22 protein-coding genes are annotated in these 25,407 nt (G+C 75.0%); 11 read left to right on the top strand and 11 right to left on the bottom strand.

The window, feature by feature from the left end; genetic code table 11:
- From ACFQ11_RS19655 to ACFQ11_RS19645, 3 genes are all read right to left on the bottom strand, one after another.
- Positions 1 to 833 (bottom strand): hypothetical protein (locus ACFQ11_RS19655; protein ID WP_378300595.1); only part of this gene is annotated, 833 nt, incomplete at its 3' end.
- Between the two features lie 2 nt (positions 834 to 835).
- On the bottom strand, positions 836 to 1,804 hold the full coding sequence (locus tag ACFQ11_RS19650; protein ID WP_378300593.1) for a hypothetical protein: 969 nt from the start codon (positions 1,802 to 1,804) through the stop codon (positions 836 to 838).
- A 456-nt stretch (positions 1,805 to 2,260) separates the two neighbouring features.
- A complete protein-coding gene (locus ACFQ11_RS19645) occupies positions 2,261 to 2,974 on the bottom strand; it encodes a TetR/AcrR family transcriptional regulator (protein ID WP_378300591.1) in 714 nt (237 codons plus the stop codon).
- A gap of 267 nt (positions 2,975 to 3,241) precedes the next feature.
- Between ACFQ11_RS19645 and ACFQ11_RS19640 the strand changes: the two genes are divergently transcribed.
- A complete protein-coding gene (locus tag ACFQ11_RS19640) occupies positions 3,242 to 4,159 on the top strand; it encodes an NAD-dependent epimerase/dehydratase family protein (RefSeq protein ID WP_378300589.1) in 918 nt (305 codons plus the stop codon).
- Between the two features lie 156 nt (positions 4,160 to 4,315).
- Positions 4,316 to 8,827 carry an FtsK/SpoIIIE domain-containing protein gene (locus tag ACFQ11_RS19635; RefSeq protein ID WP_378300587.1) on the top strand — a complete coding sequence of 1,504 codons (4,512 nt, stop codon included), beginning with the start codon at positions 4,316 to 4,318 and terminating at the stop codon, positions 8,825 to 8,827.
- Here ACFQ11_RS19635 and ACFQ11_RS19630 read toward each other — a convergent pair.
- Positions 8,824 to 9,807 carry a helix-turn-helix domain-containing protein gene (locus ACFQ11_RS19630; RefSeq protein WP_378300585.1) on the bottom strand — a complete coding sequence of 328 codons (984 nt, stop codon included), beginning with the start codon at positions 9,805 to 9,807 and terminating at the stop codon, positions 8,824 to 8,826. The two genes, ACFQ11_RS19635 and ACFQ11_RS19630, sit on opposite strands and share 4 nt — an antisense overlap.
- Positions 9,808 to 9,908: 101 nt before the next feature.
- On the opposite strand from ACFQ11_RS19630, the gene ACFQ11_RS19625 reads away from it, so the two are divergent.
- Positions 9,909 to 10,937 (top strand): saccharopine dehydrogenase family protein, encoded by a 1,029-nt coding sequence (locus ACFQ11_RS19625; RefSeq protein ID WP_378300583.1) that lies wholly within the window; start codon positions 9,909 to 9,911, stop codon positions 10,935 to 10,937.
- A 73-nt stretch (positions 10,938 to 11,010) separates the two neighbouring features.
- On the opposite strand, the gene ACFQ11_RS19620 is transcribed toward ACFQ11_RS19625, so the two are convergent.
- Together ACFQ11_RS19620 and ACFQ11_RS19615 are read right to left on the bottom strand one after the other, a co-directional pair.
- The gene (locus ACFQ11_RS19620; protein ID WP_026402572.1) at positions 11,011 to 11,283 is read right to left on the bottom strand and encodes a WXG100 family type VII secretion target; all 273 of its coding nucleotides are present in this window, start codon (positions 11,281 to 11,283) and stop codon (positions 11,011 to 11,013) included.
- Positions 11,284 to 11,533: 250 nt separating this feature from the next.
- Entirely contained in the window at positions 11,534 to 12,079 is a 546-nt protein-coding gene (locus ACFQ11_RS19615; protein WP_378300581.1) for a hypothetical protein, read from the bottom strand.
- Between the two features lie 167 nt (positions 12,080 to 12,246).
- Between ACFQ11_RS19615 and ACFQ11_RS19610 the strand changes: the two genes are divergently transcribed.
- The 4 genes from ACFQ11_RS19610 to ACFQ11_RS19595 all read left to right on the top strand — a co-directional run bounded on the left by ACFQ11_RS19610 (position 12,247) and on the right by ACFQ11_RS19595 (position 16,466).
- The gene (locus ACFQ11_RS19610; protein WP_378300579.1) at positions 12,247 to 12,489 is read left to right on the top strand and encodes a type B 50S ribosomal protein L31; all 243 of its coding nucleotides are present in this window, start codon (positions 12,247 to 12,249) and stop codon (positions 12,487 to 12,489) included.
- Between the two features lie 271 nt (positions 12,490 to 12,760).
- Positions 12,761 to 14,524: an acetyl/propionyl/methylcrotonyl-CoA carboxylase subunit alpha gene (locus tag ACFQ11_RS19605; protein WP_378300577.1), complete on the top strand. Its 1,764-nt coding sequence runs from the start codon at positions 12,761 to 12,763 to the stop codon at positions 14,522 to 14,524.
- 200 nt (positions 14,525 to 14,724) lie between these two features.
- Complete coding sequence (locus ACFQ11_RS19600) at positions 14,725 to 16,131, top strand: hypothetical protein (protein ID WP_378300575.1); 1,407 nt, start codon at positions 14,725 to 14,727, stop codon at positions 16,129 to 16,131.
- A gap of 11 nt (positions 16,132 to 16,142) precedes the next feature.
- Positions 16,143 to 16,466 carry a DUF5313 family protein gene (locus ACFQ11_RS19595; RefSeq protein ID WP_378300573.1) on the top strand — a complete coding sequence of 108 codons (324 nt, stop codon included), beginning with the start codon at positions 16,143 to 16,145 and terminating at the stop codon, positions 16,464 to 16,466.
- A 54-nt stretch (positions 16,467 to 16,520) separates the two neighbouring features.
- Here the strand turns inward: ACFQ11_RS19595 and ACFQ11_RS19590 are convergent, their stop codons facing one another.
- Entirely contained in the window at positions 16,521 to 17,906 is a 1,386-nt protein-coding gene (locus ACFQ11_RS19590) for an NAD(P)H-quinone dehydrogenase (protein ID WP_378300571.1), read from the bottom strand.
- 101 nt (positions 17,907 to 18,007) lie between these two features.
- Between ACFQ11_RS19590 and ACFQ11_RS19585 the strand changes: the two genes are divergently transcribed.
- Genes ACFQ11_RS19585 through ACFQ11_RS19575 form a run of 3 tightly spaced genes read left to right on the top strand, consistent with a single transcriptional unit; the run spans position 18,008 to position 20,927 of the window.
- Positions 18,008 to 18,460 carry a gamma-glutamylcyclotransferase gene (locus ACFQ11_RS19585; RefSeq protein WP_378300569.1) on the top strand — a complete coding sequence of 151 codons (453 nt, stop codon included), beginning with the start codon at positions 18,008 to 18,010 and terminating at the stop codon, positions 18,458 to 18,460.
- A 44-nt stretch (positions 18,461 to 18,504) separates the two neighbouring features.
- The gene (locus ACFQ11_RS19580; protein WP_378300567.1) at positions 18,505 to 19,305 is read left to right on the top strand and encodes a purine-nucleoside phosphorylase; all 801 of its coding nucleotides are present in this window, start codon (positions 18,505 to 18,507) and stop codon (positions 19,303 to 19,305) included.
- Positions 19,302 to 20,927 (top strand): phospho-sugar mutase, encoded by a 1,626-nt coding sequence (locus ACFQ11_RS19575; RefSeq protein WP_378300565.1) that lies wholly within the window; start codon positions 19,302 to 19,304, stop codon positions 20,925 to 20,927. The genes ACFQ11_RS19580 and ACFQ11_RS19575 overlap by 4 nt, the downstream gene beginning before the upstream one ends.
- On the opposite strand, the gene ACFQ11_RS19570 is transcribed toward ACFQ11_RS19575, so the two are convergent.
- The 4 genes from ACFQ11_RS19570 to ACFQ11_RS19555 all read right to left on the bottom strand — a co-directional run bounded on the left by ACFQ11_RS19570 (position 20,920) and on the right by ACFQ11_RS19555 (position 24,552).
- Complete coding sequence (locus ACFQ11_RS19570; RefSeq protein WP_378300563.1) at positions 20,920 to 21,555, bottom strand: PH domain-containing protein; 636 nt, start codon at positions 21,553 to 21,555, stop codon at positions 20,920 to 20,922. The genes ACFQ11_RS19575 and ACFQ11_RS19570 overlap by 8 nt on opposite strands.
- Before the next feature lie 7 nt (positions 21,556 to 21,562).
- Entirely contained in the window at positions 21,563 to 22,654 is a 1,092-nt protein-coding gene (locus ACFQ11_RS19565) for an adenosine deaminase (RefSeq protein WP_378300561.1), read from the bottom strand.
- Between the two features lie 70 nt (positions 22,655 to 22,724).
- Positions 22,725 to 23,822 carry a hypothetical protein gene (locus ACFQ11_RS19560; RefSeq protein ID WP_378300559.1) on the bottom strand — a complete coding sequence of 366 codons (1,098 nt, stop codon included), beginning with the start codon at positions 23,820 to 23,822 and terminating at the stop codon, positions 22,725 to 22,727.
- Positions 23,823 to 23,892: 70 nt separating this feature from the next.
- On the bottom strand, positions 23,893 to 24,552 hold the full coding sequence (locus ACFQ11_RS19555; protein ID WP_378300557.1) for a class I SAM-dependent methyltransferase: 660 nt from the start codon (positions 24,550 to 24,552) through the stop codon (positions 23,893 to 23,895).
- Positions 24,553 to 24,622: 70 nt separating this feature from the next.
- Here ACFQ11_RS19555 and ACFQ11_RS19550 point away from each other — a divergent pair, with 70 nt between their 5' ends.
- On the top strand, positions 24,623 to 25,330 hold the full coding sequence (locus ACFQ11_RS19550) for a TetR/AcrR family transcriptional regulator C-terminal domain-containing protein (RefSeq protein WP_378300555.1): 708 nt from the start codon (positions 24,623 to 24,625) through the stop codon (positions 25,328 to 25,330).
- The last annotated feature ends 77 nt before the right edge of the window (positions 25,331 to 25,407 follow it).

The following is a 25,407-nucleotide window of genomic DNA, read 5'->3' as shown; positions in this document are numbered from 1 at the left end:
CGCGCGGCGGCGTCGCGGCGCGGGTTCGCGGCGATCCGCCCGGCGAGCTCGCCGGCGACCTCCCGCGCCGACCGGATCAGCAGCGAGCGGTCCAGCCGGCCGCCCCAGCGGCCCGCGAGCAGGTCGGCGCCCTTGGGGTCGAGCGCGAGCCCGCCGAGGACGGTGACGGGCGGCGCGGGCGGGCCGGGTGCGCCGGGCGCGGCGGGCGCGTGGGACGCGCCCGCGCCGGCGACGATGCGGTCGACCTCGGCGATCGAGCCGCGGAAGTCGCGGGGGTCGGCGAGCACGAGCACCCCGAGCGGCGGGCCGCCGCGCAGCTCGCCGCCCAGCGCGGACACGCGTTCGCGCAGGTGCGCGACCTGTTCGAGGGTCGCGCGGGTGAGCAGGACGACGAGGTCGGCCTCGCGCAGCAGGTCGGTCAGCGGGGACCCGGCGCCGAGCCGCCCGCAGTCGACGATGACGTCCACGGGGTCTAGCCCGGCGAACGCCCGCCCGAGCGGCCCCCACAGCCACGTCATGGCCTGCGCCTGCTCGGCGTTGGTGACCCCGACGAGCACGTCGAGGCCGCCGACGAGCCGCTGGCAGTGCTCGGCGATCTGGTCGGGGCGCAGCCCGCGCCGGGCGGTCGCGGCGAGGCTGAGCAGCCCCCGCGACGGGTTGAGGATGCCGCCTTCGCCGGAGTCCTCGGCGGCGGGCAGCCGGTACACGAGGTCGCCGCCCGCCTGGTCGCACTCGGCGACCAGCACCGGGCGCGGCCACACGGCGCCGAGGGCGACGGCCGCCGTGGTGACGCCGGGCGCCCCCTTGTCGGCCGCGAGCGCGATGACGGCCACGATCAGTTCCCGCCCGTGCCGGGCGTCCGCGCGCCGCCGGACGGCTGCCCGCCCTGCGGCGGCGCCCCCTGTGTCGGCGCCCCCTGTGTCGGCGTGCCCTGTGTCGGCGTCCCCTGTCCGGGGCCGCCCCGCGCCTGGCCGCTGCCGGGCGTCTCCGCCGCGGGCGGCGGGGACGCGCCGCCGGACTTCGTCTCGGTCCCGGGCGGGATCAGCGCGATCGCGACGGCCCCGGCGGACGCGGCGGTCGCGACGTCCGCGGCGTCGCCCGGCGGGACCGCGACGTCCACGGTCGTCAGGCCGGCGCTGAGCCGTTCGCCGGCGATGGTGTCGCCGCCGCCGCCCGCGCCGACGCCGACCACGATCGCGTCGGCGGCCAGGACGGTCCCCGGCCGGGCGGCGCCCTCCTCGCCGCCGACCGCGTACACCGTGACGTGCTTGCCCTCCACGACACCGCCCACCGGGAGCTGCCCCGGTTTGAGCGCGAGCCCGACGACGAGACGTCCGGACGCGGCGTCGTTCGTGGGGCTGATCATCGCGTTGGTGAGCAGCGTTCCCTCCACCAGCGGGACGGTCGCGTAGTGCTCCGTCACCGCGGCCGCCTCGGACCAGCTCAGGTACTCGATGCCGGTGTCGCCGATCGGCACCTCCCGCAGCGCGGCCTCGGGGATCCGCTGCCCGGCCGCGACCGGCTGCGCGACCACGATCGCCGACACCCGGTCGCCGCTGGCCACCACGAGGTAGGCACTGGCGAGCGCGCCGCCGAGGATCAGCAGGACCGCGAGCGCCGCCAGCGCGGGCTTGCGCTCCCGCGGCGGCGTGGGGAGCCGCTGCCCGCCGGAGGCGCCGAGCCCGGAACGGCCGAGCCCGGGCGCGCCGCCGGTGGGTGCGCCCCCGAGGGGTGCGCCGCCGGAGGGGGCGCCGGACGGGCCTCCGGCGGCGGTCGACTGGTTGGCCTTCATGGCGCTGCCCACGCGCTCCTTCCCGCCCCGCCGCGGCCCCGCCTCACGGGTCCGCGCGCAACATCGAGCGATCCATGCTCGCGGGGGCGGCGTCGCCGCGTCAATGGATTCGCCGAGGCCGTGCACGCGGAACCGGCGATCGACCGCGATGACCAGGGATTTCTCCAGACACTTCCACACTTACCGGCAGTCACATACGTCGCCAGATTCCCACGGGCCGCCCGCCGGGACCGTGGGCGGCCCACCGGGATCGCCCTGCGGGCGGGCCCGCCCGCGCCCGGGCGCGCGCCTTTCCGGTGTCCACGGCAGGCGTATCGGCACTAAATGGCTTGGTGACGGAAAACGGCGATTGCGGCGTCGAAACCGTGCGGCTAACGGCAGACCGGGGCGCGAATCGTTTGCCCGTCGCGAAAGGCCCACACCTTCCCATCGTGGAAAGCGCCGACCGGGCCACCGCGGAGTCGGCCGTCAGGACGCCGCGAGGCCGACGAGGCGCCCGAGGAGCACCATCGAGTGGTCGAAGTAGGCGGCGCCGTCCTCGATCGTGTTGTTGAACGTGCCGAACAACTCGAAGCTCACCGTCCCGAACAGGCCCGACCACGCGGTGACGGCCCGCGCGGCGATGTCGTCCGGCACGTCCAGGCCCACGCCCTCGCGGACCCGGCCCATGTCGGCGGCGAGCGCGGCCGGCGCGGGCGGGCACGGGCCGAGCGGGTCGAGCGCGCCCGCCGCGTGCGCCTCGGTGACGATCCGGGCGTACACGCGCGTGTCGCGGACGGCCGCCGCGACGGTGTCCTGCGGCGCCCGGTAGCCCGGGACGGGCGACCCGTACAGCAGCGCGAACTCGTGCGGATGCGCGAGCGCCCACGCGCGGACGGCCCGGCACACGGCGAGCCACCGCTCCCCGAACGCGTCCGGCCGCTCGCCGCGCACGACGTCGTCGGCCCGTTCGACGGCCGCGCCGATCGCGTTGTACCCATCGACGATCAGGGCCGTCAGGAGATCGTCGCGGCTGGGGAAGTACCGGTAGATCGCCGACGACACCATCCCCATCTCGCGGGCGACCGCGCGCAGCGACAGCCCCGCCGCCCCGGCCGACGCGAGCTGCCGCCGGGCGATATCGGTGATCTCCGCGATCAGTTCCGCCCGAACCCGTTCCCGTGCCGTCCGTCCAGCGCTCATGCCGCGAGGCTAGCAGAGCGCCGCAACAAAACAAGAGCATCGCTCTTGACGAACGGTGCACTCGTGGGAGAGCATTGCTCTCAGAACGGAACACCGATTCCAAGGGAGACGCCGATGGCCGGCACGCCGAGCCCGGGCGGCGCGAACGGTAGGCAGCGCGAGCAGTAGGCAACGCGAGCAGCAGGCAACAGCGAAACAGATAGGGCGCGTGGTTCGTCGACGCGAACCCGCATGATCATTGAGACGACACTCACAAGGAGAAGGACCATGGGCAAGCACGTGATCGCCGGGGCGGGGCAGGTCGGGGCGCACCTCGCCGAGCGGCTGCTGGAGAGTGGACACGACGTCGTCGTCGTGACGCGCTCGGGCTCGGGCCCGGAGGGCGTCGAGAAGGTCGCCGCGGACGTGGCCGACCGCGAGCGGCTGGCGTCGGTCGCGAGGGGCGCGGACGCGATCTACAACTGCGTGAACCCGCCGTACCCCCGGTGGGCGCGGGACTGGCCGCCGATGGCCGCGGCGTTCCTCCACGCGGCCGAGAAGAGCGGGGCCGTGCTCGTCACGCTCGGGAACCTGTACGGGTACGGGCCGGTGGACGGCCCGATGACCGAGGACCTGCCGCTCGCCGCCACCGGGACGAAGGGCCGGGTCCGGGCGAAGATGTGGCAGGACATGCTGGCCGCGCACGAGGCCGGGCGGGTGCGGGTCACCGAGCTGCGCGGGTCCGACTACTACGGGCCGGGCAGCACCGACCAGGCGTACCTGGGCGAGGTGCGGTTCGTGAAGCCGCTGCTCGCGGGCAAGCGGGTGATGTTCCTGAGCGACCCGTCGATCCCGCACGCGTGGACCTACCTCCCGGACGTCGCCGAGGCCCTGGCGATCGCCGGGACGGACGAGCGCGCGTGGGGCCGCCCGTGGCACGTGCCGACCGCGCCGGCGGTGTCCGCGCTGGCCGCCGCCGAGCGGCTGTGCGAGATCGCGGGGGCGCCGAAGCCGCGCATCTCCCGGGTCCCGCGCCCGGTGTTCAACGCGATCGGGACGGTCAGTCCGTTCGTGCGCGAATTGCGGGAGACGCGCTACCAGTTCGACAGGCCGTACATCCTGGACTCGTCCGCCTTCGAAGGTACTTTCGGGATGAAGCCCACCTCGCTGGACGACGCGCTGAAGGAGATCGTCCAGGCGAGGTGAAATCCGGCCGTCCCGTTCACCGAATGGGCGCGACCGGAAATGCTCTCCCGGTTCGCCCGTCCTCCGCGTCCGGCCCTGCCGGGAAGTGCTCGTTAATTAAGCTGTCCCGGACGGCTGCGCCGCGCACGGGAAACGGCGCACGATGGAGGGGCTTCGATGCGGATCTCGTTCACGGCGCTGACCGGCGGCGGGCCACGGGACGTCGTGGTCAACGTCGACGCGGACGCCACCGTGGACGGGGTCGCCCGGTCCCTCGCGGCGGCGCTGGAGGGGCGCGCGCAGCAGGCTTCCGTGACGGCGCCGACGCCGCGCCTCTCCAAGGACGCGCTGCAGCGCACCGGCGGCACCGCCCCGCAGGCGGAGCGGCGGGCGCTGTGGGTGGACGGGCGGATGCTCGACCCGCAGGCCCGCGCGGTGAAGGAGCTCCGGGACGGCGCGGTGGTGGCGGTCGAGCGGACGGGCGCGGCCGCGACCGTGGTGGCGGAGCCGTCCGGGCTGGCCGAGGTGCGCGTGGTGGGCGGGCCGGCGGCCGGGAAGGTGCACCGGCTGGGGCTGGGCGAGTGCACGCTGGGGTCCGGCGACGATGTGGACGTGCGGCTGGACGACCCGGCGGTGCGGCCGCGGGCGCTGCGGGTGACGGTCGCGCCGGACGGCGTGCGGGTGGCGCCGGTCGCGCCGGGCGCGGAGCTCGACGGCGCGCCGCTGGAGGAGCCCGCGACGTGGGCGACCGGCGGGATGCTGTCGGTCGGCGCGAGCGTGCTGACGCTGGCGCCCGGGGCGGCGCCGGACACGCACCTGGAGCCGCTGCCCGAGGGCGGCATGGCGTTCAACCGGCCGCCCCGGCTGGCCCCGGCGCGGCGCGCCCGGCGGCTGGAGGTGCCGCGGCGGCCGGAGCGCAACCCGCGGGAGCGGCTGCGGCTGTTCGGTGCGCTGCTGTTCTCGGCGTTCGGCCTGGTCATGGCGTTCGCGCTGGGCCAGTGGTGGTGGGCGCTGTTCGCGCTGGCGTGGCCGCTGATGACGATCGGCGAGTGGGTCGGCGACCGGTTGCACGGCCGCAAGTCGTACAAGAAGGCGCTGCGGGAGTACCACGACAAGGCGGGACGTTTCGACGGCGAGCTGGAGCGGCTGCGGCGGGCGGACGAGGACGAGCGCCGCGCCCTGCACCCGGACCCCGCCGAGGTCCTGCTCACCGCGACCGGCCCCCGGCGGCGGCTGTGGGAGCGGCGCCGCGACGACCCGGACGTCCTCCACCTGCGGGTCGGGCTCGCCGACCTGCCGGCGCGGGTCGAACTCGTCGACGGCGGGGCGGGCGACGGCGCGCCGGTGCCGGCGCCGGTGGCGCGGCAGGTGCCGGTGGCGCTGCCGCTGGCGGACGTCGGCGTGCTGGGCCTCACCGGTCCGCGGCCCGCGTCGCGGGCGCTGGCCCGCTGGCTGGTCGGGCAGGCCGCGGCCCTGCACAGCCCCCGCGACCTGGCGATCGTCGTGCTGTCGGCCGAGCCGGACGCGGCCGACGAGTGGAACTGGGTGCGCTGGCTGCCGCACTGCGCGCCGCGCGAGGACGAGGACTGCACCGCGCTCGTCGGCACCGACCAGTCGTCCATCGCGCACCGCATCACCGAGCTGGCCATGCGCGTGACCGAGCGGCGGCGCGCGTCCCAGGCCGAGTCCCAGTTCCTGGGCGGGCAGGCGAAGCCCGCTGACTCGGTCCCCTACAACATCCTGATCGTCCTGGACGGGGCGCGCGCGCTGAGGCGGGTCCCGGGCATGCCCATGCTGCTGTCGCGCGGTGCGGAGTACGGCCTTTACGCGATCTGCATCGACGACGAGGAACGGCTCCTCCCCGAGGAATGCGGCGCCGTCGCGTCCTGGGACCCGCAGTACCCGGCCGTCGTCCACCTCCAGGGGCAAAACCTCGACGCGGTGGGTCCCGTGCTCGCCGACCAGGTCTCCCCGGCCTGGACGGACCGGGTGGCGCGCGCCCTCGCGCCCGTCCGGGACGTGTCCAGGGAGGACGCCGAGGAGTCCCTCCCCGCGAACGTGCGGCTGCTCGACCTGCTGGGCATGCCCGACCCCACCGCCGAAGCCGTCCTGCGGGCCTGGACGCGGACCGGCGGGCGGACGACCCGCGTCCCGATCGGCGTCGGCTCCGGCGGGGCCGGGCCCGGACGGGCGGGCCGCGAACCGTACGAGATCGACCTGCGCGCGGACGGCCCGCACGGGCTGATCGCGGGGACGACCGGCGCCGGGAAGTCCGAGCTGCTGCAGACGCTCATCGCGTCGCTCGCCGTCGCCAACCGCCCGGACGAGATGACGTTCGTGCTGATCGACTACAAGGGCGGCTCGGCGTTCGCCGAGTGCGCGAAGCTGCCGCACACGGTCGGGATGGTCACCGACCTGGACGGCCACGCGACGGAACGCGCGCTGGAGTCGCTCGCCGCCGAGCTGCGGCGCCGCGAGGAACTCCTCCTCGCCGCCGGGGCGAAGGACATCGACGACTACATCGACGGGCGCACGCCCGCGTCCCCGCCGATGCCGCGGCTCGTCCTGGTCATCGACGAGTTCGCCGCGATGGTCGAGGAGCTGCCCGACTTCGTCGCCGGGCTCGTCGACATCGGCCGCCGGGGCCGCTCCCTCGGCGTCCACCTGATCCTCGCGACGCAGCGGCCCGCCGGGGTCGTCACCGCGGACATGCGGGCGAACACGAACCTGCGGATCGCGCTGCGGGTGACCGGCGCCGACGACTCCACCGACGTGCTCGACTCGGCCGACGCCGTGCAGATCCCGAAGTCGCTGCCGGGCCGCTGCTACGTCCGGTCGGGCGCGGCGGCGCCGCACGCCGTGCAGTCCGCCCGGATCGGCGGGCGCCGGCCCGGCACGGCCGCGCGCCGCACGACCGTCCTGCCGCTCCCCTGGCAGGGCCTCGGGCACCCGCCGCCCGCGCCCCGCGAGGCCCCCGACGACGCCGCCGCCGTCACCGACCTGGCCGTCCTGGTGCAGGCCGTGGACGAGGCCGCGCGGCGCGCCGGGATCGCGCGGCAGCCGTCGCCGTGGCTGAACCCGCTGCCCGAGCGGGTCCGGCTGACGCCCAGGACGGCGGCGGGCGGGTCGGTCGTGGACGTCCCGCCGATCGCGTTCGGCATCACCGACCTGCCGGCCGTCCAGTCGCGGGAGGAACTGGCGCTCGACCTGGCGTCCGGCGGCCACCTGTACCTCGCGGGCGCGGCCCAGTCGGGACGCTCCACGGCGCTCCGCACGATCGCGGGATCCCTCGCGGGGGCGTGCTCGCCGTTCGACGCGCACCTGTACGCGGTCGACTGCGGCGCGAACGCCCTCCTGCCCCTGGTGGCGCTGCCGCACTGCGGCGCCGTCGTCACCCGCGACCAGCTCGACCGCTGCGAACGGCTGATCACCGCGCTGTCGGCCGAGGTCGCGCGGCGCCAGCAGATGTTCGCCGAGGCCGGGTTCGCGTCGCTGCCCGAGCAGCGCGCCGCCGTCGCCGCCACCGACCGGCTGCCCTGGATGGTGCTGCTCCTCGACCGCTGGGAGGGGTTCCTCGGCGCGTTCGAGCACTACGACTACGGCCGGCTCGTGGACCAGATCCTCCGGCTGCTGCGGGAGGGCGCCGCGGTCGGCCTGCGCGCCGTGTTCACCGGCGACCGCACCGGCCTGTCCGGGCAGATCTCCACCGTGTTCGACCGGCGGCTGATCCTGCGGATGGCCGACCCGAACGACTACGGCTACGCGGGCCTGCAGGACCGGCACGTCCCCGCCGCCATGCCGCCCGGCCGCGCCCTGGAGGCCACCGTGCCCGGCGCGCCGCCGCGCGAGTCGCAGATCGGGCTGCTCGGCGACGACCCGTCCGGGACCGCGCAGGTCGCGGCCCTGCAGGAGATCGCGCGCGGCTGCGTCGCCCGGTACGGGCGGCTGCCGCGCCGCCGCCGCCCGCTGCACGTGGACGAGCTGCCGGTGCGGGTCACCTACCGGGAGGCGATGGCGCTGGACGCCGAGTTCCTCGCGCCGTCCGCGCTGTGGGCGCTCGTCGGCGTCGGCGGCGACACCCTCGCGCCCGTCGGGATCGACCTGCTGAACGAGGGCCCCGGGTTCGCGGTCGCCGGGCCGCCGCGCTCCGGCCGCTCGACGACGCTCCGCACGATCGTCCATTCGCTGCTGGACCCGGCGGTCGGCGGCGGGCTCGTCCCGGTCGTGCTGGTGACGCCGCGCCGGTCGCCGCTGCGGCTGCTGTCGGGACGTCCGGGCGTGCTCGGCGTCCTCGCGTCCGGCGCGGACGCGGGCGACCTGGAGGCGGCGATCGGCGACGAGCACCGGTACGTCGTGGTCGTGGACGACGCCGAGCTGCTGGACGAGACGGACCTCGACGACGCGCTGTGCGACGTCCTGCGGACGGCGCGGGACGGCGAGCACGCGGTCGTCATCGGCGGCACGACCACCGATTTGGGGCGCGGCTACCGGGGGTTCCTGGCGGACGCGCGGCGCTCGCGGTCGGGCGTCCTGCTGTCGATCGAGTCCCCGGACGACGGCGACCTGTTCGGCCTCCGGCTGCCCCGCAACGCGCCCCTCGCCGGCCCGAGCGGCCGCGGCCTGTTCGTCGCCACCGGCACGGCCACGCAGATCCAGGTGGCCCTGCCGCCGCCGGTCGCGGGCGACTAGCCGCGGCCGGCGGCGGGCTCCGGGTCGTCCGGCCCGGGGCCGGTCCGGGCGCGGAAGGTGCGGCGGTAGGTGTCGGGGGGCACGCCGACCGTGCGGTTGAAGTGGCGGCGCAGCGTCGTGGCGGTGCCCATGCCCACGGCCGCCGCGATGGCGTCGACGCCGTCGTCGGTCCGTTCCAGCAGTTCCTGGGCGCGGCGGATCCGCTGGACGAGCAGCCATTGCAGCGGGGTCGTCCCGGTCACCGCCCGGAAATGGCGGCCCAGGTGGCGGGTGCTCATCCCCGCCCGGCGGGCCAGGTCCTCCACCGTCAGGGGCCGGTCGAGCCGCTCGACGATCCAGGGGAGCAGGGCGGCGAGCGGGTGGTCGTCCCGGTCGGGCACCGGGGCGGTGACGAACTGCGCCTGGCCGCCGTCCCGGTGCGGCGGCACGACCAGGCGGCGGGCGACGGCGTTGGCGATCGACGAGCCGTGGTCGAGGCGGACGAGGTGCAGGCACAGGTCCATGGCGGCGGCCTTGCCCGCCGACGTGAGCACGCCGCCGTTGTCCACGTAGAGGACGTCCGGGTCGACCTCGACCCGCGGGTGGCGGGCGGCGAGGGCCGCGGTGTGCGCCCAGTGCGTGGTGGCGCGCCGCCCGTCCAGCAGGCCCGCCGCGGCGAGGACGAACGCGCCCGTGCAGAGGGACACCACGCGCGCGCCCGCCTCGTGGGCCGCGCGCACCGCGTCGACCAGCCCGGCGGGCGGGGGCGCGTCGACGTCGGCCCAGCCGGGGACGATCACGGTGCCCGCGTCCCCGAGCCGCTCGAACCCCGCGTCGGGCTCCAGCAGGAACCGGCCGACCCGGACGGCGGCCGGTCCGCAGACGGTGACGTCGTACCAGGGGACGGTCACGCTCGCCGGGGCGGAGCCGAAGACCTCGTACGCCAGGGACAGTTCGAAGTGCAGCATCCCGTCCGTGACGGCCAGCGCGACAGTTCGCATGTCCGGAATTGTATGCATCATGGCGTTCCGGACACTCACGGCCGGACAGTCCCCGCTGCCAGGATTTCCGCAGTCGATCGGTCCGAGGACGGGAGAGTCACATGGGGTCGGGTCAGCGGGTGGCGGTGTACGGCGCTTACGGGCACACCGGACGGTTCGTGGTGGCGGAACTGCGGGAGCGCGGGTTCGTCCCGGTGCTCTCCGGCCGCGACGCCGGCAGGCTCCGGGCGGCGGCCTCCGAGTCCGGGCTGGAGGCCCGCCCCGCGCCGGTCGACGACCCGGCCGCGCTCGACCGCGCGCTGGCCGGCGCGGCGGCCGTGATCAACTGCGCCGGGCCGTTCGCCGCGACGGCCGCTCCCGTGATCGAGGCGGCGCTGCGGGCCGGGATCCCGTACGTGGACGTGGCGGCGGAGATCGAGGCCAACGCCGACACGTTCGCGCACTTCGCCGACCGCGCCCGCGCAGCGGAGACGGTGATCGTCCCCGCGATGGCCTTCTTCGGCGGCCTGGGCGACCTGCTGGCCACGGCGGCGATGGGCGGCTGGACGGCGGCCGACGAGGTGCACGTCGCGTACGGGCTGGACGGCTGGCACCCCACGGAGGGGACGCGCGTCTCGGGCCGGGTCTCCCGGGAACGGCGGGACGGCAGGCGCGTCCGCTACGCGAACGGGCGGCTGGAGTACCGGACGGACGCGCCGCCCACCGTGAAGTGGACCTTCCCCGATCCGATGGGCCCGCGGGAGGTCGTCGGGGAGTTCACGATGGCCGACGTGATCACGATTCCGAGCCATCTGGCCGTCCCCGAGGTGCGCACCTACATGGCGGTCGAGGCGGCCAGGGACGTGTCGTCCCCGGACACGCCCGAGCCCGCCGCGGCCGACGAGCACGGGCGCTCCGCGCAGACCTTCCTCGTGGACGTCCTCGTGCGCAACGGCGATGAGGAACGCCGCGCCGTGGCGAGCGGCCAGGACATCTACGCCGTCACCGCGCCGCTCGCGGTGGAGGCGGTCGGCCGGATCCTCACCGGACGGACCCGGACGGTCGGCGTCGCGTCCGCCGGCGCGCTCTTCGACGCCCCCGGCTTCCTCCGCGCGCTGGCGCCGCACGTCTCCGTGGAGACCCGCCCGTAGCGGGCGGCGGGCGGGAAAGGAGCGGGCCCCGGCCTCGGGGGGATGGGCCGGGACCCGCGGCTCGGGCGAGGCGTCAGCGCGTCGCGGCCTCGATGTTCTGCTGGGAGCGCTTGATGTCCTGGCTGCCCTGCTCCAGGGCGATGGCCATCTTGTCGAAGGCGGTCTTGGCCTCGGCCCACGCGGCGCGGAACCGGTCGGCGCCGGGCCCCCACCAGACGGCGCTGGAACTGACCGTGCGGCCGTTGAGGTCTCTGATCAGGGCGTCGAGGTTCCGGCCGTGCTTGGCGAAGATCCGGGACAGTTCCTCGAGCTCGCCGATGTTGGCGCCGCGCTTGTCACCGCTCATCACTGTGGCCTTTCGTAAAGAATGGCGCCAGCCTACGCCCGGGGGATCATCGGAATCCAGTGCCACGCGGCCGATCTGCCGGAGATAGGCGGACATTTCCGCCGCCCTGTCCTGACCGGATGTGGTCGTAACACCCGGGCACGCACGCCTTCGGCCACGCCGGAGGCGGCGCCCCGCACGCTTGTGACCCGGTCAATTACCGTGCGTCAAGGAAAATTCAGAGTGCGGCGGCGCCGCGCTTTCCCGGCATTCAGCGGGACGCGCGGACGGGGTCGTTCACGGGCCGGACGGCAGGGTCGAGGACGCGTTCGCCGATCAGCGTGAGCCGCCCGTCGACGTCCTTGAACTCGAACCGGCGCCGCACGTCCTGCCGCACCCTGCCGCTGTCGTACCGGACGACCGTGTGCTCGACGGCCTCGAGGGCCACCACGTCGCCGACGCGGACCGCCTCGGCCGTGTCCAGCGTCGTCCGCGCGCCGGTGTAGGCGGGCCCGCCCTCGACCGGCGCCCGGTTGCGGTTCTCCAGCTCCCGGACGGCATCGGCGTGCACGCGCGCGACCTGCGGGGAGATACGGACGCCGAGGATCTCCTCGGGCAGCCGGGTCCGGTCGCGGTCCCGCGTCTGCACGAGGGCCTGCGAGCGGCGCTGCAGCAGCGTCCGCGCGACCGCGGCGAGCTGCTCGGTCGTCTCGCCGTCCACCCGCGGGGCGCCGCGCAGCGTCGCCGACGAGGGCACCTGCAGGCAGGCGGCCACGAGGGCGGCCGCCAGGAAGACCCGCAGCCACAGGCGGACCATGCCTCCTCCTCCCACTGATCATTGGCGAAGATACACGCCGTCCCCGGGCCCCGTCCGGGCCCGCGGAGAACCGGACGAACCGCCTCTTCGCGCGCGGGGTTCCGCCACCCGGCACCGTTCCCGCCCGGCCGGGGAATGAAAACCGTTGCCACCCTGTTGACGGGGACATGAAGCACAGCATCCACCCGGAGTACCGCCCCGTCGTCTTCCGCGACCGCGCCGCCGGCCACGCCTTCCTGACCCGGTCCACGGCCGCCGCCGACCGGACCGTCGAGTGGGAGGACGGCCGCACCTACCCGGTGGTGGACGTGGACGTCTCGTCGGCGAGCCACCCGTTCTACACCGGACGGGGACGCGTGCTCGACACGACCGGAGCGGTCGAGAGGTTCAACCGCCGCTACAACCGCTGAGACATGCGCCACTCCGGCCGGGCGGCGCCGGCGGGGGCCGCGGACCTGCGCCCCGGCGGTCCCCGGCCCGGCGCCGCCCGGCCGTCCGAGGGCCCGCATCCGCCCGGGTGCGGGCCCTCGGCATGTCCGGCGGTCCCGCTGGCCGGGACACGCGGATCCCGCTCCTACCCCTATGAACACGGAGGTTCCGCCCCTATAAGGAGGGGCTTACGAAAACGTGGAACGGCGATTATCTAGACTGCGCGGTGCGAGGTTGAGGGAGGAGACCCACGTGCGCAAGGTCCTGATCGCCAACCGCGGCGAGATCGCGGTCCGAATTGCCCGTGCCTGTAGCGACGCGGGGCTGGCCAGTGTCGCCGTGTACGCCGAGCCGGACCTGGACGCGCTGCACGTGCGGGTCGCGGACGAGGCGTACGCGCTCGGCGGCTCCACGGCGGCCGACAGCTACCTGGACATCGAGAAACTGCTGAAGATCGCGGCCGAGGCCGGCGCGGACGCCGTCCACCCCGGTTACGGCTTCCTGTCCGAGAACGCGGACTTCGCGGCCGCGGTGGAGAACGCCGGGCTGACCTGGATCGGTCCGCCGCCCGCCGCGATCACCGCGCTCGGCGACAAGGTGCAGGCGCGGCACATCGCGCAGAAGGTCGGCGCGCCGCTGGTCGCGGGCACCACCGACCCGGTGTCGGGCGCCGACGAGGTCGTCGCGTTCGCGAAGAAGCACGGGCTGCCGATCGCGATCAAGGCGGCGTACGGCGGCGGCGGGCGCGGGCTGAAGGTGGCCCGGACGCTCGAGGAGGTCCCCGAGCTGTACGAGTCGGCCGTCCGCGAGGCCGTCGGCGCGTTCGGCCGCGGCGAGTGCTTCGTCGAGCGGTACCTGGACAAGCCGCGGCACGTCGAGACGCAGTGCCTCGCCGACAAGCACGGCAACGTGGTCGTCGTGTCGACCCGCGACTGCTCGTTGCAGCGCCGCCACCAGAAGCTCGTCGAGGAGGCCCCGGCGCCGTTCCTGTCGGAGAAGCAGCTCGAACTGCTCTACACCTCCTCGAAGGCCATCCTGAAGGAGGCCGGGTACGTCGGCGCGGGCACCTGCGAGTTCCTCGTCGGCCAGGACGGGACGATCTCGTTCCTCGAGGTCAACACGCGGCTGCAGGTCGAGCACCCGGTGACCGAGGAGGTCGCGGGCGTCGACCTGGTCCGCGAGATGTTCCGCATCGCCGACGGCGAGGAGCTCGGCTACGGCGACCCCGAGCTGCGCGGCCACTCGATCGAGTTCCGGCTGAACGCCGAGGACGCCGGGCGCGGCTTCCTCCCGGCCGTCGGCACCCTGACCGTGTTCGACCCGCCGAACGGGCCGGGCGTCCGGCTCGACTCCGGGTACGTGGCCGGGCAGACGGTCCCGCAGGCGTTCGACTCGCTGATCGCGAAGCTGATCGTCACCGGCGCGTCCCGCCGCCAGGCCGTGGAGCGCGCGCGCCGCGCCCTCGCCGAGTTCGCGATCGACGGGATGCCGACCGTCCTGCCGTTCCACCGGGCGGTGCTGGACGACCCCGCGTTCGTCCCCGCGGACGACGCCGAGCCGTTCGCCGTCCACACCCGGTGGATCGAGACGGAGTTCGACAACCGGATCCCGCCGTTCACCGCCGCCCCGGCCGACGAGGAGGCCGCGGGCGAGCGGGAGCGGGTCACGGTCGAGGTCGGCGGCAAGCGCATCGAGGTGGTGCTCCCGGCGGGCCTCGGCGCGTCGGCCGCCGCGGGCGCCGCCGGGCAGGCGCCCGCCAAGCGCCGCGGGGGCAAGAAGAGCGGCGCCGCGCAGGCGTCCGGCGACTCGCTGGTCAGCCCGATGCAGGGCACGATCGTCAAGATCGTCGCGGCGGACGGCGCGACGGTGGCGGCGGGCGACACGGTCGTCGTGCTCGAGGCGATGAAGATGGAGCAGCCGCTGACCGCGCACAAGGCCGGGACGATCGCGGGCCTGTCCGCCGAGGTCGGCCAGACGGTCACCGCGGGCGCGTCCATCTGCGACATCAAGGACTGAATCAAGGACCGCCGTCCGGTCCCGCTCCACTGTCCGGGTGCCGCTTCCCCGCCGGGGACGGCACCCGGGCGTCTCTCCGGGTCCGGAACCGGACTCGCGGACACGCAGCGTGGCGGCCCGCCTCCGCACCGGTTCGGGATTTCCGAAAAAGGGGCATGACAAGCTGATTGTCCGGCTCTCCGGCGAGGCAGACTAGGAGCATGAGCTCCGACAACCGGACGGCCCGGACGGCTCGTCGCGCGGCGCTTCCCGCGCTCGTGGCGGGAGCCGTCATGGTCGGCCTCGCCTCCCCCGCGGCCGCCTCGGCCATGGCCCCCGACACCCCGCGCCCCGCCGCGTCCGTCCAGCACGTCGCGGCCGCCCCGGCCGCGCCCGCCGCGCCGCAGGCCGCGCCGGCGCGGGCCGACGACACCGTCGGGCAGATCGCCCACGGGCTGGTCGACTCCCGGCTGTACGTGACGAGCGAAGCGGGGAACGCGCTGAGCGCGGCGGACCGGCGGCAGATCGAGTCCAGGCTGGACGGGTTCGGCGACGCGGACGTCCGCGCCGTCGTCGTCGGCAACGACGTCACCCAGCAGCGGATGGGGCAGATGCTCGTCTCCGTCGCGAACCGCGTCGGCGAGGGCGAGACCTACGTGGGCGTCACCGCGGACGGGCGGCTGATGGCCGGCATCTCCCAGAAGCTCGACGAGCGGGAGATCAACCAGATCATCACCCGCACCAACGGGCAGCCGCTCAAGGACCGGATCATCGACTTCGGCGACCGGGCCGAGCGGCGCGTGGACGCGAACGCCGCGTCGGCGGCGACCGTCGGGTACGTGATGCTGGGCCTGGTGATCGCGCTGGTCGCGGCGGCGATGTCGGTGTTCCTCGTGGCGCGCAAGCGCCGCCGGGAGCGGCAGGCCGAGGAGATGGCGGAGCTCAAGGAGGGCGTGGAGGAGGACGTCACGCTCCTCGGCGAGGACATCGCCCGGCTCGACCTCGACGTCATGGACCGGAAGCTCGACCCGGCGATCCGCGCCGACTACGAGCGCGCGATGAACTCCTACGACGAGGCGAAGCGGGCGACGGACCGCGCCGCCCGTCCCGAGGACATGCAGAACGTCACGCGGGCGCTGGAGGACGGCCGGTTCTTCATGCTCGCGACCCGCGCCCGGCTCGCGGGCGACGAGGTGCCGGAACGCCGCGCGCCCTGCTTCTTCAACCCGAACCACGGCCCGTCCGTCAAGGACGTCGTGTGGGCTCCCCCGGGCGGCACGGCCCGGTCCGTCCCGGCGTGCGAGGCGGACGCGCGGGCGGTGCTGCACGGCACCGACCCGGACGTCCGGATGGTCCCGTACCACGGCGGGCGGCGGCCCTACTACAACGCGGGCCCGGCGTACGCGCCGTACGCGGGCGGGTACTACTACGGCTACGGCGGGTTCGACCTGCTCGGCGGCCTGATGGTCGGCACCATGCTCGGCTCGATGATGGCGGGCGGGCTCGGCGGCTACGGCGGCGACATGTCCGGCGGGTTCGGCGGCGAGGGCGGCGACGTCGGCGGCGGCTGGGACTTCGGCAGCGGCGACTTCGGCGGCGGCGGGTTCGGCGACTTCGGGGGCTTCTAGGGGGCCGCCCGATGGCGCGCATCCCAGGCGACCCGGGGCCGTGGGGGCAGGTCCGGTACACGCTGGGGCTCCCGCTGCCGCCCGGAAATCACGACTGGGTCCGGCACGACCTCACCGACGCGGGCTGGCGGGGCCGCCTGCTGTGGCGGCACGTGTGCCTGATGATCCCGGTGTGCGCGGTGCTGGCGCTGCTGCCCGGCCCCTGGTGGGTGCACGTGTCGGTGCCGCTGATGGCGCTGGCCGCGAGCCTGCTCGCCGTGGCGGTCACGGCGGACGAGCTGCGCCGGGCCCGGCTGCGGCGGCACGGCCTCGCCGAGCCGCCCCGCGTGCGGTGACGCGCCCGCCCCGCCGATCGGGTCCCGTCCGGCGGGCCCGATCGGCGCACCCGCTCAGTACGCGTGCTCGGTCATCAGGCGGCGGCCCGCCTCGGTGATGCTGCCCGACAGCGACGGGTACACCGCGAACGTGTGCGCCACCTGGTCGACGGTCAGGTGCTGCTGCACCGCCACCGACACCCCGAGGATGAGCTCGCTCGCGCGCGGCGCGACGATGACCCCGCCGAGGACGATCCCCGTGGACGGCCGGCAGAACAGCTTCACGAAGCCGTCCTCGAACCCCTGCATCTTGGCGCGCGCGTTCGTGAACAGCGGCAGCATGACCGTCCGGGCGTTGACCTCCCCCGAGTCGACCATGTGCTGCGTGACGCCCACCGACGCGACCTCGGGGTCGGTGAAGATGTTCGACGCGACCCATCCGAGCTTCAGCGGCTGGACGGCCTCGCCCAGCGCGTGCCACATCGCGATCCGGCCCTGCATCCCCGCGACCGACGCGAGCATCAGGATCCCCGTGCAGTCCCCCGACGCGTAGATGTGCGGGACGGACGTCCGCGACACCTTGTCGACCTTGACGAACCCGCGCTCGTCGCACTCGACGCCGACGTCCTCCAGCCCCATCCCGGTCGTGTTCGGGATCATCCCGACGGTCATCAGGCAGTGCGAGCCCTCGACCTTGGCGCCGTCCTCCAGCGTGACGATCACGCCGTCCCCGGACCGCTCCACGCTCGCCGCACGGGACCGCGACATGACGTTCATGCCGCGCCGCAGGAACACCTCCTGCAGGACGGACGCGGCGTCGGCGTCCTCGGTCGGCAGGATGCGGTCCCGCGACGACACCAGCGTGACCTTCGAGCCCAGCGACAGGTACGCCCCGGCCAGCTCCGCGCCGGTGACGCCGGACCCGACCACGATCAGGTCCTCCGGCAGTTCCGGCAGGTCGTAGAGCTGCCGCCAGTTCAGGATGCGCTCGCCGTCGGGTTCGGCGCCGGGCAGCACGCGCGGCGTGGCGCCGGTCGCGATCAGCACGATGTCGGCCCGGATGCGGCGCTCGCCGACCGCGACGACGTGCGGCTCCACCAGCCGCGCCTCCCCGCGGACGATCTTCACCTCCTCGTAGGCGAGCCGTTCGGCGACGTCGAACGACTGCGCCCGCGCGAGGTCCTTGACGCGCTTGTTCACGGTGGCCATGTCGGCCTCGAGGCCGCCGACGATCCCGTCCGGTCCGCCGCTGAACCGCAGCCCGAGGGCCGCCGACTCCGACATGACCGCCATCCGGGTCGAGGTGGCGATGAGCGTCTTCGAGGGCACGCAGTCGGTCAGGACGCACGCCCCGCCGGGGCCGTCGCGCTCCACGACGGTCACGTCGGCGCCGAGCTGCGCCGCGACGAGAGCGGCCTCGTAACCGCCCGGTCCTCCTCCGATGATGACGATGCGGGTCATATCCCCGATTCTTTCCTACTCAGGGCAGTGACAAGTCCAATCGCTTCCATCGGCGGCGCCAAAGGCGAACCGCGGCGTCACGTCGCGTAGCCTTGGGCGGCGTGGCACTGTACGCGGCGTACGCCTCCAACATGGACCCCGACCAGATGGCGGCCCGGGCCCCGCATTCACCGATGCGCGGCACCGGCTGGCTCACCGGCTGGCGGCTGACCTTCGGCGGGCAGGACAAGGGCTGGGAAGGGGCGCTCGCGACCGTCGTCGAGGACGCCGCCGAGCAGGTCTTCGTCGTGATCTACGACGTGCCCGGCTGGGACGAGAAGGAACTGGACGGCTGGGAGGGCGCGGCCCTCGGCGTCTACCGGAAGATCCGCGTCCGGGTGCAGACCCTCGAGGGGGAGGCGCTCTGCTGGATGTACGTCCTCGACGACTACGAGGGCGGCCTGCCGTCGGCCCGCTACCTCGGCATCCTCGCGGACGCCGCCGAGGCCGCGGGCGCCCCGGACGACTACGTCAAGGAGCTGCGCAACCGCCCGTGCGCGTCGATCGGCGACTGATCGGCGTTCGGGCGACGGGCGGACGTCCCGGTAGTGTCGGCTTTGTGAGCAACGACGCTTTTACCTTGGCGCGCTCCGCGGCGGACGAGCTGCGGGCGCGCACGTCCATCGACGCGTTCGACGTGGCCCTCGTGATGGGGTCCGGCTGGGTTCCGGCCGCCGACGCGCTCGGTGACCCGATCGCCGAGCTGCCGGTCACGGACCTGCCGGGGTTCCCGCCGCCGGCCGTCGAGGGGCACGCGGGCCGCGTCCGGGTGGTGGAGGTCGCCGGGCGCCGCGCGCTGGTGTTCCTCGGCCGCACGCACCTGTACGAGGGACGCGGCGTGGACCCGGTCGTGCACGGCGTCCGGACGGCCGTCGCCGCGGGCGCGGGCACGATCGTCCTCACGAACGCGGCGGGCGGGCTGCGGCCGGAGACCCAGCACGTCGGGGAGCCGATCCTGATCTCCGACCACCTGAACCTGACGGGCGCGAACCCGCTGACCGGCGCGGACTTCCTCGACCTGACCGAGGCGTACTCGGGGCGGCTGCGGGCCCTCGCCCGCGAGGTCGACCCGACGCTCGCGGAGGGCGTGTACGCGGCGTTCCGCGGCCCGACCTACGAGACGCCCGCCGAGATCCGGATGCTGCGCACGATGGGCGCCGACATGATCGGCATGTCGACGGTGCTGGAGACGATCGCGGCCCGGCAGGGCGGCGCGGACGTCCTCGGCATCTCGCTGGTCACGAACATCGCGGCGGGCCTGTCGGACGAGCCCCTCGACCACGAGGAGGTCCTGGCCGCCGGACGCGCCGCCGCGGGCCGCATGGGCTCCCTGCTCGCGACCGTGCTGTCGAAGCTGTGAGCGACTTCCGGAAGGCCGCCGAGGAGTGGCTGGCGCAGGACCCCGACCCCGGCACGCGCGCCGAGCTGCGGGCCGTCCTGGACGCCGGGGACGGGCGGGCGCTCGCCGACCGGTTCGGGTCCCGGCTGGAGTTCGGGACGGCCGGGCTGCGGGGCGAGCTGGGCGCGGGGCCGAACCGGATGAACCGGGTCACGGTCATGCGGGCGGCCGCCGGGCTCGCCGCGACGCTCCCCGCGAACGCGCACGTGGTCGTCGGGTTCGACGCCCGGCACAAGTCCGCGGCGTTCGCCGACGACACCGCGGCCGTCCTGACCGGCGCCGGGCACACCGTCGAGGTGTTCGCCGAACCGGTGCCGACGCCCGTCGTCGCGCACGCCGTCCGGACGTCCCGGGCGGCCGCGGGCGTCGTGGTGACGGCGAGCCACAATCCGCCCCGCGACAACGGCTACAAGGTGTACTGGGGCGACGGCGCGCAGATCGTGCCGCCGCTGGACGCCGAGATCTCCGCCGCGATCGACGCCGTGGGCCGCGTGGACGAGCTTCCGCGCGGGACGGCCTGGAGGGTCCGCGACGACCTGACCCCGTACCTGGACGCCGTGTCGGGCCTCCGCCTCGGCGACGCCCGCGACGTCTCGATCGTCTACACGCCGATGCACGGCGTCGGTCTCGGCGTGCTCCGCGCGGCGTTCGCCGCCGCGGGGTTCCCCGCGCCCGCCGTCGTCCCCGAACAGGCGGACCCGGACCCCGACTTCCCCACCGTCGCGTTCCCGAACCCGGAGGAACCGGGCGCCCTCGACCTCGCGCTCGCCCTCGCCGCCGAGCGGGACGCCGACCTCGTGATCGCGAACGACCCGGACGCCGACCGGTGCGCGGTCGCCGTCCCGGCGCCGTCCGGGTGGCGGGTCCTCACGGGGGACGAGGTCGGCGGGCTCCTCGCCGAGCACGTCCTGCGGCACACGTCGGGCGGCGACCGGCTCGTCGTCACCACGATCGTGTCGTCGTCGCTGCTCGGGTCGATCGCCCGCGCGCACGGCGTCCGGTTCGCCGAGTCGCTCACCGGCTTCAAGTGGATCATGAAGGCGGGGACGGACGCGGACCGGCTCGTCTTCGGCTACGAGGAGGCCCTCGGCTACAGCGTCGGCGACGACCGGGGCGTCCCCGTCAACGACAAGGACGGCGTCTCCGCGGCGCTCGCCGTCGCCGCGCTCGCCGCCGAGGCGGCGCGCGACGGCCGCACCCTGCTCGACCTCCTCGACGACCAGGCCCGCCGGTACGGGCTGCACGCGACCGCGCAGGTGTCGGTCCGCGTGGACGACCTGTCGAAGATCGCCGCGACGATGTCCCGGCTGCGCGCCGAACCCCCCGCGCGCCTCGGCGGCCGGGCCGTCGAGACGTTCGACGACCTCGCTCGTCCGTCCGGCGGGCTCCCGCCCACCGACGGGCTCCGGTTCCGCCTGGCGGGCGGCGCGCGCGTGGTGATCCGGCCGTCCGGCACGGAACCGAAGCTCAAGTGCTACCTGGAGGCGGTGGTGCCCGTCGAGGGCGACGTCGCGGACGCCCGCGGGCGCGCCGAGGCGGCCCTGGAGGCGCTCCGGCGGGACGTGGCGCAGCTCGTCAGCTGACGAACGCCAGGATCGCGCACACCACCACGGCGACGCCGGGGACCGCCAGGGCCGCGATCGCCGGGATCGACCACGACACCGATCCCCGCACGTCCTCGGCGTCCCGCGCCGCCGCGGCCTTGTCCGGCGCGCCCGACCGGGTCTTCGGGCGCTGCCGGTCCCGCATCTCGTTGAGCCGCTCCGCCGCGAACTTCGCCGGGGTCCGGCCCTTGATCTGCGCGCCCAGCCTCGCGTCCTGCTTCCGCGCGCGCGCCTCCGCCTTGGCCTGCGCGCGCGGCGACGTCTGGTGCACCCACGCGCGGGTCCGGAGCTGATCGCCGTCCGGTCCGGTGAACCGCACGACCACCGCCTCCCGCCCCTCGATCGACCGGACGGCCCCCCACGGCGCCCGCGTGTCCCGCAGCGGGTTCCGGACGGTCAGCGCGTCGTCGTCGCCGACGATCGCCGGCCGCAGCCCGACCGTGTAGGCGATGCCGCAGCCGAGCAGCAGCAGGGCGGCGATCAGGTACGTCGTCGGCGAGTGCTCGGGGTCACCGGTGAAGCCGAAGACGAGGTCCGCGATGTTGAGCGCGGCGAACGCCAGCCACGCGAACGCGGCCACGCGCCCGCCGGTGGAACGAATCGTCATGCCCGCATCATGCCAGGGGGCGCGACCCGCTCCACTTCCGCTGCGCGAACCCCGGCTTGATCACGCCGTTGATGAGCTCCAGCCGGTCGTTGAACGGCGCGAACGCCGACTTCATCGCGTTCACCGTGAACCACTGCAGGTCGTCCCACCCGTAGCCGAACGCGTCCACCAGCTTCGCGAACTCCTCCGACAGCGTCGTCCCGCTCATCAGCCGGTTGTCGGTGTTGACCGTCACCCGGAAGTGCAGCCTCCGCAGCAGCCCGATCGGGTGCTCCTCGATCGACTTCGCCGCGCCGGTCTGGATGTTCGACGTCGGGCACATCTCCAGCGGGATCCGCTTGTCCCGCACGTAGTTCGCGAGCCGCCCCAGCCGCGGCTCGTCCCCCTCGACCTCGATGTCGTCGATGATCCGCACGCCGTGCCCCAGCCGGTCGGCGCCGCACCACTGGATCGCCTGCCAGATCGACGGCAGCCCGAACCCCTCGCCCGCGTGGATCGTGAAGTGCGCGTTCTCCCGCTGCAGGTACTCGAACGCGTCCAGGTGCCGGGTCGGCGGGTACCCCGCCTCCGCCCCCGCGATGTCGAACCCCACCACGCCCGCGTCCCGGTACCGCACCGCCAGCTCCGCGATCTCCTTCGACCGCGCCTGGTGCCGCATCGCCGTCAGCAGCGCCCCGACCCGGATCCCGTGGTCCCGGCCGCCGCGCGCGAAGCCGTCCAGCACCGCCTCCACGACCTGCTCCAGCGGCATGCCCGTCCGCGTGTGCAGCTCCGGCGCGTACCGCACCTCCGCGTACACGATCCCGTCGGCGGCGAGGTCCTCCGCGCACTCGTACGCGACCCGCGCCAGCGCGTCAGCCGACTGCATCACCCCGACGGTGTGCGAGAACGTCTCGAGGTACCGCTCCAGGGACCCCGAGTCCGAGGCCGCCTCGAACCACGCCCGCAGCTCCCGCGGGTCCGTCTCGGGCAGCCCCGCGTACCCGCTCTTCTCCGCCAGCTCCACGACCGTCCCCGGCCGCACCCCGCCGTCCAGGTGATCGTGCAGCAGCACCTTCGGCGCCCGCCGGATGTCCTCAAGAGTAGGTCGATCGTCCATCACAGGAATCTACCTCCACCGGCCCCGGTCTCGCCGTGGCGGGCCTCGAGGGCACGCCGCCCGTGACCGGTCACCGGGTGGGCGCGACCGTCCATTCCCCCACGCCGTCGACGGCGAGAAGGCACGGGCCGTCCAGGGCCAGCTCGCCGCGGCAGTCGCCCTTGCCCTGGAAGAGGATCTCCGCCTCGCGCAACGCGGGGTCGAGGCGCACCACGCGGACCGGGCCCCGGCCCCAGTGCCGCACCACCACCAGGGACGCCCTCCCCTGGTAGTCGAGCACCTCGGGACCGCGGCCCCGCACCGTGGAGACGAACGCGACCGCGGTGTCCGGCGGCTCGACGGTGATCGTCCAGCGACCGGCGGCGGTGACCTTGAACCGGCACTTCGCCGAGCCCTCGGCCGGGAACGGCAGCCGCGCCCGCACCGCGCGCGGCGACCGCAGCGCGGGCGCCCGTCCTCCGGTCGCCCGCGCCACCCGGATGCCGTCCGTGCTCTCCACCGACAGGATCACCGGCGACGCCGCCGGGCGCCGCACGGAGACCGTGCCGTCGCCCGTCCCGCGATGCCGCATCGTCGCGTCCGACGGCGTGTTCGGCGCCGCCGGGCGCGGGGCGGGCGCCGGACGCCGCGCACGTCCCGTCCGGATCGGCGCGTGCCCCTCGGCGATGCGGACGGCGTCCGCCGCGCACACCGGCACCTTCCGCGCGACGCCGCCCTCCGGCGTCCACGGCACCTCGGTGGTCGCGGCGCCGTGCCGGGCGTCGAAGAAGCACGGCGGCCCGGGCACCGGCCGTCCGTCCAGCAGCGCGTCGAGCCGCGCCAGCGCGGCCCGCCCGTCCGCGACGGCCTCCCGCGCCCACTCCGCCCGGCGCGGGTGCCGGTCCGCCAGGTGCCGCTTCGCGTCCTCGTAGGCGTCCAGCGCGCCGGCGTATTCGGCGATCAGTTCGTCACCGGAGTCCGGGGCGGGCGTGAACGGGTGCCGGTCGAGTTCCTCGCCGAACGCGGTGATCTCCGCGTCCGCCGCGCGTTCCTCCGGAGGCGGCTCCACGACCGCCGCCCCGGCCGCCGGGACCTCGGGCCGCGCGCGTCCCCATCGCGACGCGGCCGCCGCCCCGAGCAGCACCCCGATCACGAGCACGACCACGAGCACGACGAGCACCACGGCCACGACAGTCCTCCCACCCACGGGTCCGGAGCAGAAGGTTAGATCACGATCGTCCTCCCCCGCGCCGGGCGGTTCAGGCGGGGCGTTTGCGGGCGAGGAGGAACGCCTGGGCGTGCTGCTCCGGGTACGGGCCGTCGTCGTCGGGTTCCCGGACGAGCCGGGCCCGGACGTCCAGGCCGGCGCGGGCGAGCAGGGCCGCGACGTCGTCGGGGCGGCGGTAGTGGAAGTCGAGCGCGATCGCGTGGTCGCCGGCCCGCGTTCGGCGGGCGACCTCGTCCCCGGCCTGGAAGGCGGCCAGCAGGTGGCCGCCCGGCGCGAGGACGCGGTGGAACTCGGCGAACGCGTCCGGGAGGCGCTCCGGCGGGACGTGGATGGTCGAGTACCAGGCGAGGAGCCCGGCGAGGGACCCGTCCGGCAGGTCGAGGGCGAGCATCGAGCCGACCTCGAACCGCAGATCCGGGTGCGCCGCGCGGGCGATCTCGATCATCCGCGGGGACAGGTCGACGCCGGACGTCCGGACGCCGCGCTCGTGCAGGTACGCGGTGACGCGGCCGGGGCCGCACCCCACGTCGGCGACGGGCCCGGGACGGACGTGCTCGGCGAAGCCGTCGAGCACCGCCCGGTCGAGGGGTTTGGCGGCCAGTTCGTCCCGGATCCAGGCGGCGTAGTCGGCGGCCATGGCGTCGTAGGACGCGCGCGTGTCCGTCAGGAATCCGGCTTCGCTCGGTGTCACGGAGCCACGATCCCACGCTCGCCATGGAGACTTACCGCGTACGGGTAGAGTTCGCCGGGAGGAACGAGCGATGACCCCACGGACCGACGCCGACGAGCTGACCGAGCGGCCCCGCGTGCCGCTGAGCCGGCGGCGGGTGCTGCGCGCCGCCGTGGAGCTCGCCGACCGCGACGGCCTCGACGCGCTCACCATGCGCCGGCTCGCGCAGGAGGTCGGGGCCGAGGCGATGTCGCTGTACCACCACGTCGCGAACAAGGAGGCCGTCCTCGACGGCGTCGTCGAGGTGGTGCTCGGGGAGATCGCGGCGGCGGTGGAGGACGTCGCGGCGCCCGCGGCGGCGGACGACTGGCGGGGGGCGCTGCGCGCGCGGATCCTCGCCGCGCGGGACGTCCTCCTGCGCCACCGCTGGGCCCCCGCGGTCCTGGAGAGCCGCACCACGACGAGCCCGGACGTCATCGCGTACTACGACGGCGTCGTCGGGATCCTGCGGGCGGGCGGGTTCTCGTTCGACCTGGCGCACCGGGCGCTGCACGTCCTGGGCAGCCGCGCGCTCGGGTTCACGCAGGAGCTGTTCCGGCCCGACGGCGCCGAGGCCCCGGACGCGGAGGCGGTGGCGGGGATGGCGGAGCGGTTCCCGAACATCGCCGGGATGCTGGCGGACGCCGTCCACGACGATCCGGACGGGACGCTGGGGTTCTGCGACGACCAGTTCGAGTTCGAGTTCGCGCTCGACCTGATCCTCGACGGGCTGGAGCGGCGCCGCACGGCCGGTTCCTGATTCTTTCGCGGGCCCCCCTTGACCGCCTTACGGCGTACGAATACCTTACGACGTACGACAGCCTTACGTCGTATGAA

It is taken from the genome of Actinomadura sediminis (genome assembly GCF_042675525.1).
GTDB lineage: Bacteria > Actinomycetota > Actinomycetes > Streptosporangiales > Streptosporangiaceae > Spirillospora > Spirillospora sediminis.
This window is presented reverse-complemented; position numbering and strand designations above follow the sequence as displayed.